Annotated in this window: 14 protein-coding genes; 8 read left to right on the top strand and 6 right to left on the bottom strand. The window is 59.7% G+C overall.

What is annotated here, in order from left to right:
- Positions 1–136: 136 nt before the first annotated feature.
- From NKH35_RS04410 to NKH35_RS04395, 4 genes are all read right to left on the bottom strand, one after another.
- On the bottom strand, positions 137–1,228 hold the full coding sequence (locus NKH35_RS04410; protein ID WP_352913461.1) for a UvrD-helicase domain-containing protein: 1,092 nt from the start codon (positions 1,226–1,228) through the stop codon (positions 137–139).
- On the bottom strand, positions 1,215–2,813 hold the full coding sequence (locus NKH35_RS04405; protein ID WP_352913459.1) for an ATP-dependent nuclease: 1,599 nt from the start codon (positions 2,811–2,813) through the stop codon (positions 1,215–1,217). Before NKH35_RS04405 ends, NKH35_RS04410 begins: the two co-directional genes overlap by 14 nt.
- 419 nt (positions 2,814–3,232) lie before the next feature.
- Positions 3,233–3,499, bottom strand: coding sequence for a conjugal transfer protein TraD (locus NKH35_RS04400; RefSeq protein WP_352913457.1), 267 nt, complete (start codon positions 3,497–3,499; stop codon positions 3,233–3,235).
- Position 3,500: 1 nt separating this feature from the next.
- Positions 3,501–3,827 carry a conjugal transfer protein TraD gene (locus tag NKH35_RS04395; RefSeq protein WP_352913455.1) on the bottom strand — a complete coding sequence of 109 codons (327 nt, stop codon included), beginning with the start codon at positions 3,825–3,827 and terminating at the stop codon, positions 3,501–3,503.
- Between the two features lie 182 nt (positions 3,828–4,009).
- Here NKH35_RS04395 and traA point away from each other — a divergent pair, with 182 nt between their 5' ends.
- Both traA and NKH35_RS04385 read left to right on the top strand, forming a co-directional pair.
- Positions 4,010–7,006, top strand: a complete 2,997-nt coding sequence (traA, locus tag NKH35_RS04390) for a Ti-type conjugative transfer relaxase TraA (protein ID WP_352913453.1) — start codon at positions 4,010–4,012, stop codon at positions 7,004–7,006.
- A gap of 125 nt (positions 7,007–7,131) precedes the next feature.
- Positions 7,132–7,344, top strand: coding sequence for a helix-turn-helix transcriptional regulator (locus tag NKH35_RS04385; RefSeq protein WP_023825499.1), 213 nt, complete (start codon positions 7,132–7,134; stop codon positions 7,342–7,344).
- A 355-nt stretch (positions 7,345–7,699) separates the two neighbouring features.
- Here NKH35_RS04385 and NKH35_RS04380 read toward each other — a convergent pair whose 3' ends face one another.
- Positions 7,700–8,374, bottom strand: a complete 675-nt coding sequence (locus NKH35_RS04380) for a hypothetical protein (protein WP_352913450.1) — start codon at positions 8,372–8,374, stop codon at positions 7,700–7,702.
- A gap of 182 nt (positions 8,375–8,556) precedes the next feature.
- On the opposite strand from NKH35_RS04380, the gene NKH35_RS04375 reads away from it, so the two are divergent.
- Positions 8,557–8,763 carry a helix-turn-helix domain-containing protein gene (locus tag NKH35_RS04375; protein ID WP_023825501.1) on the top strand — a complete coding sequence of 69 codons (207 nt, stop codon included), beginning with the start codon at positions 8,557–8,559 and terminating at the stop codon, positions 8,761–8,763.
- 175 nt (positions 8,764–8,938) lie between these two features.
- On the opposite strand, the gene NKH35_RS04370 is transcribed toward NKH35_RS04375, so the two are convergent.
- Positions 8,939–10,213 (bottom strand): tyrosine-type recombinase/integrase, encoded by a 1,275-nt coding sequence (locus NKH35_RS04370; RefSeq protein WP_352913448.1) that lies wholly within the window; start codon positions 10,211–10,213, stop codon positions 8,939–8,941.
- 445 nt (positions 10,214–10,658) lie between these two features.
- Between NKH35_RS04370 and NKH35_RS04365 the strand changes: the two genes are divergently transcribed.
- The 5 genes from NKH35_RS04365 to NKH35_RS04345 all read left to right on the top strand — a co-directional run bounded on the left by NKH35_RS04365 (position 10,659) and on the right by NKH35_RS04345 (position 16,567).
- Positions 10,659–11,618: a LysR family transcriptional regulator gene (locus NKH35_RS04365; protein ID WP_023686474.1), complete on the top strand. Its 960-nt coding sequence runs from the start codon at positions 10,659–10,661 to the stop codon at positions 11,616–11,618.
- Positions 11,619–11,770: 152 nt separating this feature from the next.
- Positions 11,771–12,784 (top strand): amino acid ABC transporter substrate-binding protein, encoded by a 1,014-nt coding sequence (locus NKH35_RS04360; RefSeq protein WP_352913446.1) that lies wholly within the window; start codon positions 11,771–11,773, stop codon positions 12,782–12,784.
- Positions 12,785–13,014: 230 nt separating this feature from the next.
- Complete coding sequence (locus NKH35_RS04355; protein WP_352913444.1) at positions 13,015–14,142, top strand: amino acid ABC transporter permease; 1,128 nt, start codon at positions 13,015–13,017, stop codon at positions 14,140–14,142.
- 18 nt (positions 14,143–14,160) lie between these two features.
- The gene (locus NKH35_RS04350; RefSeq protein ID WP_031243988.1) at positions 14,161–15,285 is read left to right on the top strand and encodes an amino acid ABC transporter permease; all 1,125 of its coding nucleotides are present in this window, start codon (positions 14,161–14,163) and stop codon (positions 15,283–15,285) included.
- A 49-nt stretch (positions 15,286–15,334) separates the two neighbouring features.
- Entirely contained in the window at positions 15,335–16,567 is a 1,233-nt protein-coding gene (locus NKH35_RS04345) for a MalY/PatB family protein (protein WP_050586810.1), read from the top strand.
- Positions 16,568–16,683: the final 116 nt, after the last annotated feature.

Below are 16,683 nucleotides of genomic sequence, written 5' to 3'. Positions count from 1 at the left end.
CGGTTTCAGCAGGCCGTGCAAAAGCAAACGGAGAGGTTTGCTGACGGCCCGATTAGCTGCAGCCTTCCGAAGTCAGCCGCTTTGGGCAGGTAACCGATAGCTTCTGCGCGAGCCGGCGCGCCAATCACTGTGGCGTTTAAGTAGGAGGTGCCGCTGAATCCCAGCGCGATGCTGCGATCGCGCATTCCTTGCCGTCGTAGACAAACGCTACGCTGTAGCGCGCGCGGGTTGCGGCGACATACATGCGGGCAACCGACTTGTCGATCGCTGCGAGGCTGCCCGTTGCCAACCATTTCTTGGCACCGAGGTGTGGGAAGACCAGCACCCTTGGAAAGGTCATGCCCTTCGACTCGCCGAAATTGATCGCATCATGCGATCCGCACGCGGTCTTCACATTATAGCGGAGCACCTGCGGCGTGTAGCGCGCGACATAGGCGTCGGCATCGGCGCTTCCGACGAGGAACACGCCGTCGTGGCCCGTCACAAACTGGTTGTTCGACACCGTCTTCGGCTCGCCTGGGAAGAAACTGTCCCCGAGATCGGCGATCGCCTGATTGCAGCGATGTGTGTGCTGCTCGTACGTGATGGAAGCGAGCCCGGCCTTTTCCCATGCACGGAACTTCTTGATGATCGCGGGTCCGGCGAAGTGCTTGTGTCTCGACGAGTTATTCGTAGACAGGATGGCTTGCCGGTGGTCACCAACAAGGGTGACAATGATGCCCGCCTTCAAGATGAGCTCAAGCACGTCGAGGTCGTAGCCGGCCATGTCTTGCACTTCGTCGACGATTATCTGACCGAACCGCTGCCTAAGCCGGCTCATGACCGCGCCGCCGGTGCGGGCGTCGCATACGCAGATGAACTTTGCAATCTTGTCGGAATAGATACGGGTTCCGCTGAGGAAATAATGCCCGTCGATTTTCACCTCAGGCACATATTGCACCGACCTACCTTCGACCCAGTGAATTCCCTCTATGCGGTGCCTGTGCAGCGCGGATCGATAAGGTCGGGCCAGTTCACGCAGCAGGAACGAGTACCAGGAGATGATCTCGACATGCGGAGGAATGGCCGCAATGCGCTCATAGACCTTGCGCTCAATCTCGCGGACGTTGTTGCGAGTATATGTCACCAACGCTGTCGCGCCTTCTGTGGCAGCGAGCGACTGCTCAACAACACGCGTTGTCTTGCCCCCGCCGGCCGCGGAGATGATGATGCGGTTAGCGGATGGCACGGTCTATATAGTCCGGTGCCTTCCATGCCACGTCCGTCCCGAAGAATCGAAGGCCGGTCTCCGCCTTGTGCTTTTTCATCCACGCGAGCGCGGTTGCCCTGTCAGCGAAGGACTTGTTGAGCACCGCGTTGATCACTGCCAAACCGTTCTTTTTCAAGAGCTGCGGCTCAAGGGTGGCCGCGCCTTCATCGTCATCATACTGGATTGCGATGCCGGCGATACCTAGATGGTCGGCATATCTTGCCTTGAGCGTAGCGACGTGGCCGTCGTTGTCGGTGACCACGTCGGTTTCCTTGTCGAGCAGTTGGGCTATCGCGAGAAAACGCTTGAACGCGAGCGAGTTAACCGAGATGACATCGATGCCATCCTCGATCGGCATCCTCCCATGCTTCTTCTGAAAGGCGCGCTGCACGATCAGTTCATCCGACGGCCCTTCGACCAGGATTGTGCGCTTCGAGAGAATGAGACGAAGCGTGTCGTGGCCAGGCAGCTTCATGAAATAGTCGCGGGTTGTGGTGTCCTTGAGCTCGTTCAGACGCACGCCTTTCCCACGCTGGAACAGGAGAACTGTCTCGACCCCAAGCTTGTTAAGCACGAAGCTGCTGTGGGTAGTGATGAAGATCTGCCGTTCGCCGGCATTGGCCGCGATGTGGCCAATCAGCTCGTTCAAACTCGCGTAGGAAAGGTGGTTTTCCGCTTCCTCGATCAGGATGATGTGCGACCGGGCTGATGTTTCAAGCGCGAGCTTGATCTTTACCGCATTCTGCTCGCCCTTACCAATCAGCGGCAGAGGGATGTCGTCGAGGTGCGGCATGATCCCCGCTTCCCACGTCGCCCGCGACGAGGTGTCGAGTGATAGCGAGATCGCCTTATCGCTGATCTCTCCTTGCTTGGCGGCCAGCGCATCGTTTATGGCTCGGACCTTGGGCTGTTCTAGGAAGCGGTGCTTCATCAGGCGATAGGTCAGCGCCAAATCAACCTTCTCTTTCGGGCTCAGGCTCTCTTTGACGATATCGATGATGTAGCGGCTCGCCGCAGCGTTATTCCGGATCGTGCTCGCGTCAATGAGGCTGGCGTTGAGGGGAATTTCACGCGAGTTGAGGATGTCGCTGTCGTGAAAGCCGCGCCAACGAATACAATAGTATTCGATAGGAACCGTGCGGATTTCGGACGGATCGGCTACGTATTGCGCGAACTCTGACGCCATCGCCGGATTCAGCTCGATTGCGAGCGAAATGCCAGGGAGATCGAGCCGCTTTGAGTTGTTATCGCCCTTCAGCTTCGCTAGCGCGGGATCGTCCGCAAGGTACAGCTCGATCAGTATACGGGGCGGCACGGGGTTAAGGGCCTGGGTTCGTTGCTCGAAATATTCTGAGACTACATCGACGTTGAAGAGGTAAGGATGGATTTCGATCTGAAGCGGCCTGCCGTTCAATTGGCCGGTCAGCGCCAAGTGGATCGCTTCAAGCAACGTGGATTTGCCGCACTCGTTCTTTCCGACGATTACGTTCATCGGGGCATTGAATGTGACATCTGCTTTCTTCAAGCAGCGGTAGTTGTCAATGACGACACGTTGAATGAACATACTTCCCCCCTTTTGCGCAGAACTAACCAACGGCTTTGCCAGCTGCGAAGTGTACCCGCGATGCTTCTCCGCCTTATCTTGGCGCGGCTGACCGGAGTGATCTTGGTGATCTTTGCTTCGCCCACACGGTAGTAGCAGTTCTCCACCCAAGAAACTGCCCCCGAAGTTGACACCTGAAGTACCGCAGATTTTGGGGTCGTCCACTGGCCATCCCGGCACGCCTTGCTAGGACAAGGAGCAGCTTTCGGGAAACTGCCGGTGGTCTCGAACGTTCGAAATGGGTTCGTTCTGCGGCCCCAGCCAAGATATCCGCGGCCTCGCGATCCATTCGGTTGCAGACGCACGTTGCATTAGCTTCCGACTGCCTGTGATGGCGGACGGCGCTACGATATCGAGGTCTTCGCGCTGCCCGCCATCGGTCAGGGTCTGTCCTGCCGTGCCTGCGATGCGGTCCGTGAATTCGCCAGTTGTTCGCCCGCGAACGCCGCTTTGCCCTTTTCGGACCAGAGGCTCGGCGCGCGTTCGGCGTCCTCACTTTTGAGCTTATCAGCCATCCAGAGCAGCGCGCCGTAGATGGTAGCGCGATCGTCATTGGTGAGCTCGACAATGCCTGCCTTGACGACGAGGCCACCGAGTTCGATCAGATGTCGGGTACGTTTGCGACGCTCGACCTGCCAGGTGCGCATGTCATTGCGAGCCAGGGCCGCTTGCCGGCGATTGTGGGCTGCCCGGTTGCGCTGGAGCGCCGCGTGGGTTGCGCTGAGATGCCGGAGCAGTTCGCCTGGACCGGCTCTCGAAAAACATCACTCCACGCTTGGCCCATGCCTCACGCTTTCCGGTATCTTTCGTTTCAGCGATCGCGACCAGCGCGCCGGCCAGTTCGTCTGTGCCCAGCTGATCGGCGCCGGTGGCGATCACCAGCTGGCCAAGCTGCTGAACCTTTCGCGTTTTGAGCTCTCGCGCTTTGTCTTCCAGCGCCTTCAGTTCCGCATCGTAGTCGCGTGGCTTGCGCATCTGCTGTCTCCATCATCTCCATTGATTGTCGATGCGGCAATGATAGGCGAGAGCTTGCCGGAAGGCTTCAGCGTTGCCGAGACAGCCCGGGACGGGCTGGTCCATCCCGAGAATTTTTCGAGGGAGAGCGCGCTTATACGTCGTGCCGACGTGCGCTTTGACGTGCAAATGATCCTGTCGCGATGGCGATCTATCATCTTCACGTCAAGGTCATTGGCCGCAAGGCAGGCTCAAGCGCCGTGGCGTCGGCCGCATACCGCTCGGCTTCGCGATTGCGTGACGAGCGGATCGAACGCAGCCATGATTTTTCAGCCAAACGTGGTGTCGTCCATTCCGAAGTGATGCTGCCTGCGAATGCACCCGAAGCCTGGCGCGGCCGCGAACGGCTGTGGAACGATGTCGAGGCGTTCGAAGTCCGCAAGGACGCGCAGCTTGCCCGCGAGGTCGAGTTTGCGCTCCCGCGCGAACTCAGCCAGGCGGAAGGCATCGAACTGGCGCGCGACTTTGTACAAGTCGAGTTTGTCAGCAAGGGCATGGTGGCCGATCTCAATGTGCATTGGGACAGGGCGGAGGATGGCAGCCCCAAACCGCATGCCCACGTCATGCTGACCATGCGGTCCGTGGACCAGAACGGATTTGGTCCGAAGGTTCGAGACTGGAATGCTACCCAGATGGTTGAGCGCTGGCGCGAGCGGTGGGCGGAGCTGGCCAATGAACGGCTGGCCGAACTGGACATCGACGTGCGCATCGATCATCGCAGCCTGGAAGCGCAGGGCATTGCCCTGGAGCCGCAGACGCAGATTGGTGCGCCAGCCCAACGCATCGAGAGCAGTAGCCTGGACGCTGGCGACACTGAAGCAGATCGCGCCGAACTGCATCGCGAGATCGCACGCAACAATGGTGCGCGCATCATTGCCGATCCATCCCTGGCGCTCGATGCCATCACGCATCAGCAATCGACCTTCACCCGAAAAGACATTGCGAAGTTCTCGCATCGCCACAGCGACGGAATGGAGCAGTTCAACGAGGTGGTGGCAGCCATCAGCAACGCACCCGATCTGGTCGAACTCGGCAAGGACGGACGCGGCGAAGACCGTTTTACCACCCGGCAGATGATCGACACCGAACAGCGCCTGCATCGCGCGGCAGAGCGTATCGATTTGGACGAGCGACACGCGGTGAGTGAGGCGCATCGCGAGGCAGCGCTGGCGCGGGCTGCGCAACACGGGCTTGTCCTGTCAGGCGAGCAGAGCGATGCGCTTGCGCATATCACCGATCGTCGCGGTCTTGGTGTCGTCGTCGGCTTTGCCGGAACGGGCAAGAGCGCCATGCTGGGCGTTGCGCGACAGGCATGGGCAGCAGCGGGCTACGAGGTTCGAGGCGCGGCACTCTCGGGCATTGCCGCCGAGAATCTGGAGGGCGGATCAGGCATCTCGTCTCGAACCATCGCCAGTATGGAACATAGCTGGGGACAGGGCCGGGATCTGCTCACCGCGCGCGATGTCCTGGTGATCGACGAGGCCGGCATGGTAGGCACGCGCCAGTTGGAGCGCGTGCTTTCCCATGCGGCGGACGCTGGCGCGAAGGTCGTGCTGGTAGGCGATCCGCAGCAGTTGCAGGCGATCGAAGCCGGCGCCGCATTCCGCTCGATCCACGAGCGACACGGCGGCGTCGAAATCGGTCAGGTGCGGCGGCAGCGCGAGGACTGGCAGCGCGACGCCACGCGCGATCTGGCAAGCGGCAGGATCAATGCTGCGATCAGCGCCTACGACGCACAAGGCATGGTGCATCAGGCTGCGACGCGCGACGAAGCGCGGAATGAACTCGTCGAGCGCTGGGATCGCGACAGGCAGGCGCATCCAGAGGCAAGCCGGATCATTCTCACCCATACAAACGACGAGGTGCGCGCCCTCAACCAGGCAGCGCGCGAGCGCATGCGCGCTGCTGGCGATCTGGGCGACGATGTTCAGATAAGCGTCGAACGCGGTGCAAGGAACTTCGCCAGCGGCGACCGGGTCATGTTCCTGCGCAACGAGCGCGGGCTTGGCGTCAAGAACGGCACGCTTGGTGTGATCGAAGCGGTCAGCGACCAGAGGATGACGATTCAAACCGACGACGGCCGATCCATGCGCTTCGACCTGAAAGACTACGCGCACATCGACCACGGCTATGCCGCGACCATTCACAAGGCGCAGGGCATGACCGTCGACCGCACCCATGTGCTCGCCACGCCGGGCATGGATGCGCATGGCAGCTACGTCGCACTGTCGCGGCATCGAGACAGCATGGACCTGCATTACGGCGGCGATGACTTCGCGACCCGCGAACGGCTCATCCGCACGCTGTCACGTGACCGCGCCAAGGACATGGCGTCGGACTACGAGCAGATCGATCCGGCGCAGAGCTATGCCGAGCGGCGCGGCATCACCTTTCACGAGCGTGTCGCACAGATCGTGCGCAAGGTCGTGCCTGAAAGGCTACGCAACATGTTCGACGGCCGGCACCCTTCGGCAGATGGCGCGCCCGACTTCGACGCCATGCGCAGGCCGGAAAGAGAAGAAGTGCGCCTCGAACCCGCCGCGCCTGCCAGGGAGATCGCCGAGGACGGGCAAGCGGCGTTACGGAAAGCCCGAACCGATGCGCTCGTGCGTCATGCCCGCGCCATGGACGCGATATTCAGCGACGAGGGCGCAGGAAACAAGGCCAGCCCGATGCGGTTGCGGGAACTGGCTGACGCCCGAATAGCCTTCGATGAGGTGCGGCCCCATGGCTGGCGCGATGCCGAGGCGGCTTATGTCAAGAGCCCGGAACTTGTCGCCGAGGCCGCCGGCGGACGGATCAACCGCGCCATCCGCGCCCTCCAGTTTGAAACCGAAATCCGCACCGGACTGTACAACGATCCGGGCCGCCGCGCAGACCATTTCGTGGAGCGTTGGCACAAACTCGACCGGACCAGTCAGCACCAGTATCAGGCGGGTGACATGTCCGGCTACAAGGCGACGCGATCGGCGATGGGTGACATGGCCAAAAGCCTCGAGCGCGATCCGCAGCTTGAATCCATCCTCGCCAACCGCAAGCACGACCTTGGCATCAGCATCGATTCTGATCGGCGCCTTGGTGCGGAACTCGCATTCACCCACGGCATCGACCTCGGGCGGGGCCGGGGCATTGGACTCTAGACAGTCCTATCTGCCGCCGTCCCTATGCCGGGGTACGATGACGCGGAAAACCCTCTTGCGCGCCCGCAAGTGTCTGTCCTCTCTTGATCAGGAGCAGTCAAAAACAACCAGCAGGAGATGCGTCCATGCGCGAACCAGACCGTATCATCCGCCTGAAAACCGTCGTCTCCCGGACAGGTCTGTCCCGGTCCACCATCTATCGCAAGATCGCCGACGGCACCTTCCCACGCCAGATCCAGATCAGTATCCACGGTGCAGGCTGGCATGAATCCGACATCAGTCGCTGGATCACCAATCCCGTTTCGTGGCGTCCGCAAGACGAGGGCGACAAGTTGTGATGAGGGCGATGCACACTGCGCGGAAAGCTGGCCTTCACCGAGACGCAGCGGTCACGGCGGCAGGGCTACTGCTTGAGCCCATGTTCATTCGGAGCGCCGCCGAGGCGAGCGAACACGGCAAATGAGAAACGATAGTCGCCTCGCGCCCATCAAGATGGGTTGCTCAAGCAAGGCAACTTTGGAGCGAACCGCACACAACTGGCCGCTTGGTCTGGTTTCCCGAGCCCGCGCCGGATCGGCGGCCGCCCCTCAGGCTGACACAGCAAGCGTCACTGCGATGCGGCTGCGGCCGTGGCGGCGGCCACCGATCGGCTTCCTTCGAAGCAGACTACGTCCTCACCGCCTGTGAGGACCGTCAACTAACGGTTGCCCGATCGATCCGGCGATCATCGCCGGATCGATACTTATGGTGGCGGGCGAGGTCATCCAGCACCGAGCGGATATGCGGCCAGGGGAAATCGTCGGGATGTTCCCAATGCTCACCGTCATGCAGGATAACGAGCAGCTTGGCTAAAATGCCCTCCATGGAGGTAGCCGCTGTCTGCGGTAGATTATCCAGAAGTACGCGTTCGGCTGTTTCGGATTGCCGTATCAGTTCGTCTGCTCTCGAATAGCCGATCTCGGCATCGGCGGCGTCCCAACGCGCCTGGTGTGCCGCGAAGTCGGCAACCGCCCTACCCCATTCGACTTGAATTTCGGGAGAGTAGGCATCGTTCATGCCTTCCATGGAATGGAGCGTTAATTCCGTACCATCGGCAAGCCGTACCTTGGCGCAGGGAAAGCCGACCGTCCTGGCGAGGTGTGTCTCCAACCTTTGCTGTTCGCGGCACAGCGACAATGTCTCGTTGTGGATCTTTTGCCAGTTCCCACACAGACGAAGAGCAGGATCAGCCGCGCTGCTGCCGTCCGTCAGTTCGGCGGCCCGTGACTTTACATGGAAGGGCCATGCCACGGCGGCCGTGGCCGTGCCCGCCAGCAAGCGCCGCCGGGTGACGAAAGACAAACTCATGCTATTGTCGGAATCATCCATGATCCGAGCTCCATGAAAGCTGGGGTTGTGGTTAGGTTGGACAGGTGTGACCGCACCTGTCCAACCGCTCAAGATGCTTGTCGGCATCAACGGTAGTATCAGTGTTACTATCTATGGCCAGCAAATGCAACAAATTAGTAACAGGGTTACTACGGATGGCGATAACTTCGGCCCAGTGTCGGATGGCGCGGGCAGCTCTTCATCTAGGCATTCGCGAGCTTGCTGCCCTCGCCAAGGTGTCTCCCAACACTATCGCGCGATTGGAGCGCGGCGAGGTTTTGTTCGACAACACGCTGCAGGCGGTACAAGGTGCCCTGGAGAACGCTGGCATCGAATTCATTCCAGAGAATGGTGGAGGGCCCGGCGTGCGCTTAGCCAGGCGAAATTAGAGATGGCGTCACGCAGCGCCCATATGAGCGGAAACATCTCAGCGCCACCGCTGATAATTCCGGTTGGCCCGACGCGATCAGCGATCGATATTGCTGAACAGCTTAGCGTTCCGTTTTGCTCGCGAGCTTATCGCCTTCGGCCAGCGTTGCCGAGGCTCATGTCTTAGAGCTTTGGTCAGTTCCCGCCCCGCAAAAACGCAGCCCAATCGCTCATCATGGCGCGGCGCTTCTCAATCATGGTTTCGCGCCGGTATGCGGCCTCAACGTCGCTGTTGATGGCGTGGGCGAGCGCAAATTCCCGCATGTCTCGGGGATAGTCGGACAACTCCCCTGCCCAATCAGAAAACGTTGACCGCAGCCCATGGGGCACGGCTGGACGCTTCGAGTTCTTGTCGAGCCAGCCCGTGCGGCCCGCCTCAATCTCGCTTTCGTGCATCCGTCTCATGGTAGCGCTCAACGTCATGTCGGATAGCATGCCGCCCCGGATCGCCGGAAACACATATTCTGTGTCGGCGGCCGCAGCCTCTCTCATCGCAGTTAGGATTGTTATTGCCGCATCGGATAGCGCCACAACGTGCGGCCGCCTCATTTTCATTCGCGATGCCGGCACCGTCCACAATTTGGCGTGCCAATCGATTTCAGGCCATTCCATGCCGCGCACTTCGCCTGATCGCGCAGCGGTCAATGTCGCGAATTCCAATGCCCGTGCACCCGTGCCTTCGCGTTTGCGCAATGCTGCGAACCACGTGGGCGCGTCTTTCAACTGAACGGCGGGCTGATTATCGACTGTCGCAACCTTGCTTGGCTTGGACAACATTGCATTGAGATTGCCCTTCCACTGTGCCGGATTGTCGCCCTCGCGGTGTCCGTGTGCCTTTGCCCAATCAAGCACGCGTTCGCAACGTTGCCGCAAACGCGTGGCCGTCTCAGTCTTGGTCGTCCAGATCGGCTTAAGGATTTCGACCATGTGATGTTTGGTGACTTCGGAAACGGCAAGATTGCCGATGACGGGCATTGCATACGTGTCCAGCGTGGATTGCCATTGCTTCCGATGCTTTTCGTTCCTGAATTCCGCCAGCGTGTCGGCAAGGAATTTGTCAACGGCAACGCGGAATGTGAGATGGCGCTTTGCGGCCTCGATCGCGGCTTTGCGACGCTCGCGCTTCTCTTGAAGCGGATTGATGCCGTTGCGGATTTTGTCTTTGGTCGCCCTCGCCCGCTCGCGGGCTTCGCCCAATGATACGTCATGCCCGCCAAGACCCATTTCGCAACGCCGACCATCGACGTTTGTAGTGCGCAATAGCCATGACCGGCCGCTGCCCGGCGTGATTTGGAGCATGAGCCCGGCAACACCGCCAACAGCAAACACAGCGTTGCCTGGTGTGGTCGATCCGGGGTGTTTCAAGTTCTTGACGGCTAGTGCTGAAAGTTCCTTGGCGATCTTCGGCATTTCTCAATCCCATCATCTTACCCGCCAAAGATAATGGCATTGGATGATACAGATTGCAACGGCGCGAGACACCCATTTTATATTAAACCGTTGATATTACAGCATGATTTTCATCGGTTGAGACGACATGAGACAGCAATATGGCTGTCGCTCTCTCCGCCATTATCAAGCCAATGAAACCGCCTGCGATTTCCCACCCAGCGGGTGCGGCTGACTTTACTTCACATGCTCGCCCTGGGTTCATGGCGGATTGCCGGCTTGCTCGCCAAGCCAGGCTCAGAAATGCCGCGGAGCGATCCGGCGGTCGCCGTCACCTGTTCAACCGCCAGAGTTTCAAAGGCGTAGCCGGACCTCTGTCTTCACTCTTCGTGCCCCATCTGTCACCGTCGCAACCAACGCGTTAGTGCCGCCTGGTGCGGTCTCAGGTCGCAGATGAGGTAATTCCATGAATTATAACGATATCGACCTCAATCTATTGCGGGTCTTTGACGTGATGATGCGGGAAAGGAGCGTGACGCGGGCGGCTACCGAATTGGGCAGAACACAATCAGCTGTAAGCCACTCCCTGTCGAAGCTTCGGTATCTATTGCAGGATGAATTGTTCACCAGAGATGGCGGCGAGATGCGGCCAACTCCCCGGGCAGTTGAGCTGCTGTCGAATATTTCCGCCGCACTCGCAACGATCCGCGCATCGATCGACCGGCATCAGATCTTCAATCCAGCAACGACGCGGCGCAACTTTCGCGTTGGACTTACAGATTATCATGCCATGGTTTTCATCCCGGGCCTCATTCGAGAATTTTCCAGGCAAGCTCCTGGCGCGACGCTGAACGTCATTCCCGCAAACGGACCCGAAATCGGTTCATCGGTCTATCTGAGACAAGTTGACTGCGCGCTGACGGGAGCAGCGATACGCGACGACCCAGGTCTCTTGAAGGTGGAGCTTGGCCAGGACCGATTGTTTTGCGCAGTGTGGAGCGGAAGCAAGATCGCCAGAAGCGCAATGACGCTGGAAACCTATCTGGCCAGTTCCCACCTCCAGATTTCCGCAGATGGCCTGGCGGAAGGCCTCGCGGATGCCGCCCTCAAACAGATGGGTCTTCGCCGCAATGTCGTTGCGACCATCTCGAACTATCCGGTGCTGCCCTGGGCGCTTCGCGGCACTGAACTGATTACCCATTGCGGTGATGCCATCCTGCAAATGCTGGATGAGAGGAGTGAGGTGACGTTGGTCCCGCCACCCCTTCCGATAGCGAATGTGAATGCCTGGCTTATTGTTCACCGCCAGATGGCGAATGACCCGGGAACCAGGTGGCTCCGGGAAATCATCGTGGGAATCTACAACGAATCGCGGAGCAAGAGACACCAAGGCACCGTCGGAGCACCGGGGTCGGCCGTAAAATAGGTCGCGCGCGCTGCTTCACCACTCAACCGCTTCTCAGCTGGGAGTGCTTCGCAACTATGAGCAGCGCTCATTTTCACCATGAGAACAATCGATTTGACGAATACTTGGGCTGGAGAGCACATTCCCTTCAACAATAACAGGGGAATGCCGAAATGAGATCAACGTTCAAGGGCCTTCTTGCCCTCGCCATCGCGTGCACCGCCTCCTCGGCGTGGTCCGCAACCCTCGATAATGTCAAGAAAAATGGCGTGCTGACCTGTGGCACGAATTCGGCCACGGCTGGCTTCAGCCTTCCCGACAATGAAGGCAAATGGACCGGATTTGTCGTCGATTATTGTCGCGCCGTGGCCGCTGCCGTGCTCGGGGACGCGCAAAAGGTCAAGTTCATCCCATTGACGCCAAAGGATCGCTTCACCGCCTTGCAGTCGGGAGAGATCGACATTCTCGCCCACAACGCAACCTGGACATCGTCCCGCGATACGTCGCTAGGCATACTGTTTGCCGGCACGTATTTCTATGACGGCCAGGGGTTCATGGTGCGCAAGGCGGACAATATCACGTCAGCCAAGGGACTTGACGGCGCATCGATATGCGTCACCCAGGGCACCACGACCGAGTTGAACCTTGCCGACTATTTTCGCTCGCGGTCGATCAAGTACACGACGGTTGGTTTCGCAGACGAGGAAGCTGTAGTGAAGGCTTATGAGGAGGGACGTTGCGACGTCTTGTCCGCAGACACCTCCACCTTGAACGCGTCGCGGCTTCGCATGGCCAAGCCGGACGACAGCATTGTTCTTCCCGAGCTGATCTCCAAGGAGCCGCTTGGCCCGGCCGTGCGGCAGGGTGACGACCAGTGGCTCAATGTGGCGAAGTGGACGCTCTACGTCATGGTGGCCGCGGAGGAATACGGGGTCACCTCCAAGAACGTCGATGCCATGAAATCGTCGGACAACCCCAGCATCCGCCGCTTGCTTGGCGTGGACGGCAGCATAGGCAAGGACATCGGGCTCGGCGATAACTGGCCGGTCGAGGTGATCAAGCAGGTCGGCAATTACGGCGAAGTGTTTGATCGCAATGTCGGCAAGGATTCGCCGCTGAAAATGGAGCGCGGCATGAACGCGCTCTGGAACCAAGGCGGCGTTCAATACGCTCCGCCGATCCGCTAACGCATGTCGCTCAAAAATGGCCCCGGTTTTGAGACACGACATGCATAACGAAGACCCTAAAGCGCGTCGCCTGAGTCCGTTCAATGGCGACGCGCTTTAGGCAAAGGCATGGTTGCAAGGCGCTGGCGTGTTACCGTCAGCGCCTTGCACGGACCCGATAGGAACAGCCCATGTCCCATTTGTCGCTTCCCGCGCCGTCGCGCAGGAGGTTGTCGCTGCACGATACGAAGGTGCGGGGCATCTTCTACCAGCTCTTGCTCGCCGGCTGCCTGCTGGCCTTGGCCCTGGGCATCGGCATGCAGACTGCATCGAATATGCGGGTCCGGGGGATTCCGCTCTCATTCGACTTTTGGAATGAGTCTGCCGGCTTCGACATCAATCAAACCCTGATACCGTACGATGCATTGTCCAGCTACGGTCAGGCGTTCTGGGTGGGAGTGGCCAACACCCTCTACGTCAGTCTCCTCGCAATCCTGTTTGCGACCTTGCTTGGCTTCGTCATCGGCGTTGCCCGCCTGTCGCCGAACTGGATCGTTTCGAAGGTGGCGACCGCCTATGTCGAGCTTGTGCGCAATGTTCCGTTATTGCTGCAGCTGCTGTTCTGGTACAACGCCGTCCTCAAGCCGTTGCCCTCGCCGAAGGCGTCCATCGCCATTCCCGGCGGCATCTACCTCAACAATCGCGGCCTCATCGTTCCGGAGATTCATCTGCATCCGGGAGCGGGGCTGGTGGGCTTGGCATTCGTTGCGGCCATTTCCTGCTGCGTTGCATTCTGGTTTCGCGCCAGGAGCGTCCAGAGACGGACGGGCAGGCAGCTGCCGGTGCTTCTGGTCAGTCTGGCGACCTTGATAGGATTTCCGTTGGTCCTTTTCCTGGCGGCTGGCGAGCCGGTCTCGTTCGTCGCCCCGCAGCTACGGGGTTTCAATTTTCAAGGCGGGCATCAGCTCTATCCGGAGTTTGCCGCTCTCCTGATCGGTCTGTCGGTCTACACCGGTTCATACATCGCCGAGATCGTGCGAGGTGGAATCCAGGCAGTGCCAAAGGGCCAGACCGAGGCTGCGCATGCGCTGGGGCTGGCGCCGGGCAAGACGCTTCGTCTGGTCGTCGTTCCCCAGGCGCTGCGCATCATCATTCCCCCTTTGACAAGCCAGTATCTCAATCTCATCAAGAACTCGTCGCTTGCCGTGTTCATCGGCTATCCCGACCTCGTTCAGATCTTTGCAGGCACGGTGCTCAACCAGACCGGAGCCGCCGTCCAGGTCATGGCGATTACCCTGTCGGTCTATCTCGTTATCTCCCTTGCCACGTCATTGGCCATGAACGCGTGTAACCGACATTTTGCAATCGTTGAAAGGTGACGGATGAGCGATCAGTCCATGCGTTCGCCAGTTGACGTCAGCGCGCTCATACCAGCCATGGCGCCTCCCGCGGACGTTCGACCGGGTCCAGTGAGCTGGATGAAAAAGAACCTGTTTTCGACGCCGTCTTCAGGCGCGCTGACAATATGCTTTGTCCTCCTAGCCGCGTGGCTGCTGCATCACTTCCTGAGCTTTGCGATCTTCAACGCGGTCTGGAGCGGCGGCCATGAAGCTTGCCGTGCGAACAGCCAGGGGGCTTGCTGGCCTTTCATCGCCGAGAAGTTCGACTACCTGCGATACGGCGCGTATCCGGTTTCCGAGCGGTGGCGCGTGGACCTTGCGCAGGCGATCGGCGCCATCCTCATCGTTTGGCTCCTGTGGACGAAGGCTCCGCGGCGCAAAGTGGCGGCGTTGCTGTTCTTCCTCGTCTACCCCGTGGCCGCGTTCGTTCTCGTGCGCGGCGTTGCCTGGCTTCATTTGCCTGTCATCGATACGACGCTCTGGGGCGGTCTCTTGATCACGTTGCTGATGTCGATCGTGGGTATCGTCTTCTCGCTACCGATCGGGGTTATCCTGGCGCTTGGGCGCAGGTCGGAACTCCCTTTCGTCAAGACGGTTTGCGTCACGTTCATCGAAGTCGTCCGCGGCGTGCCGTTTATCACAGTGTTGTTCATGGCGAACTTCATGATGCCGCTCTTCGTCCCGGATTATCTGACACCTGATCGTCTGTTGCGCCCGCTCATCGCGATAGCGTTGTTCTCGTCCGCCTATATGGCCGAGGTCGTGAGAGCCGGCCTTCAGGCGATCCCGAAGGGCCAACACGAAGCGGCCAAGGCGCTCGGGATCGGCTACTTCGACATGATGCGCCTGATCGTCCTCCCTCAGGCGTTGACGATCGTCATACCGAGTATCGTCTCGACCTTCATCGGTCTGTTCAAAGACACGACTCTGGTCGCCGTCGTCGGCATCGCGGATTTTCTGAAGGCCGTCGAAACGGCGCGCGTCGATCCGAACTGGGCAGGCCCGACGATCTCATCAACCGGCTACCTCTTTGCGGGGCTGGTCTACTGGAGCTTTTGCTTCGGCATGTCGCGTTACTCGCAATCTATGGAGCGCCAATTGGCGCGTGGCCACAAATCCTAGGAGGCGCTGATGATGCCGCAAGCAATGCCCGCGGCAAGGTGACTATCAAATGGCTTGTGCAGACACGCCCGCATCGGCGCTTGGGCAACGACATATCGCGGGAATAGATTTCGACCAGATCCACGACCGTCAGCAGTTCGGATCCGTCAAATGGGCCAACCAGTGGGACGAGTTCTCTCCCCAGGTCGAGGGCCAGGACCTGCTGTCGCTGTGGACGGCGGATATGGACTTCCGCGCTCCGGAAACCGTCATCGCGCGACTGCGCGAGGCCGCGGAGCATGGCATTTACGGCTACACACGCCGCGATCCGCGCCACTATGAGATCGTGCAATCGTGGTTCGCGCACCGGCACAACTGGTCGCCGAAACTGGAGAACTTGCTTCCCGCGCCGGCGATCATGCCGTCCGTGGCTGCGATACTGCGAACCTTCACCAAGCCCGGTGACTGCGTCATTGTGCAGTCGCCCGTGTACTCGCCCTATTTCGAAGTGGTTCAGGGAAACGGCCGCGTTCTCCTTACGAACCGGCTGAGGCTGCAGAACAACAGATATGAGCTCGATCTCGAGGATTTCGAGAAACTGGCGGCCGGCGGCGCCAAGGCATTCCTGCTGTGCAATCCTCACAACCCTGCCGGAATGGCCTGGACACGCGAAGAATTGGCGGCGCTCAACGACATCTGCGAGCGTCATGGAATCCTGGTGATATCCGACGACATTCACTGCGACATAAGGTTGTCGGATCGTCCTCACATCGTCTTCTCCTCCATCTCGGAAGATGCTGCGGAGAAATCGTTCATCTGCACCGCTCCAACGAAGACTTTCAATCTTGCCGGGGTTCCTTCGGCAACGATTTCGGTAGCCAGCAAAAAGCGCCGCGAGGCGCTTCTTGCCGCAATGCAGGCGTCATTCATGGTGAATGCGAACTTTTTCGGCCGCCTGGCCCTGGAGGTTGCTTACAGCAGCGGCGCGCCGTGGCTCGACCAACTCACGCGCTACATCGCCGGCAACATCGATCTGGTTTGCGAGTTCGCCGGTGAACACCTTCCAGGCATCACGCCCATGCGGCCCGACGCATCGTTTCTGGTGTGGTTGGATGCGTGCGCGCTCGATCGCCGAGTGGGTGGAATTCAGAAATTCTTTGTCGATCGGGCCGGGGTTAATCTCTATGACGGCCGCGTCTATGGGCCTGGCGGCGAAGGCTTCATTCGCCTGAATGTCGGCTGCCCGCGTCCTCTGTTGCGCCAAGGACTGGAGCGCATGTCCAGCGCGCTGGCATCCCTGTGATCGACCGCCAGGGTGCTTCGGATGCGAGCCTGGTACTTGATGCCGGCAGCCGGTAAGGAAACGTCCAGGGCCGACGAGCCGGATGACCGCAAGTCCGGATTCCATAGACCTCGGCA

Origin of the sequence: Mesorhizobium sp. M1143 (assembly GCF_040318435.1) — a bacterium.
Lineage (GTDB): Bacteria > Pseudomonadota > Alphaproteobacteria > Rhizobiales > Rhizobiaceae > Mesorhizobium.
This window is presented reverse-complemented; position numbering and strand designations above follow the sequence as displayed.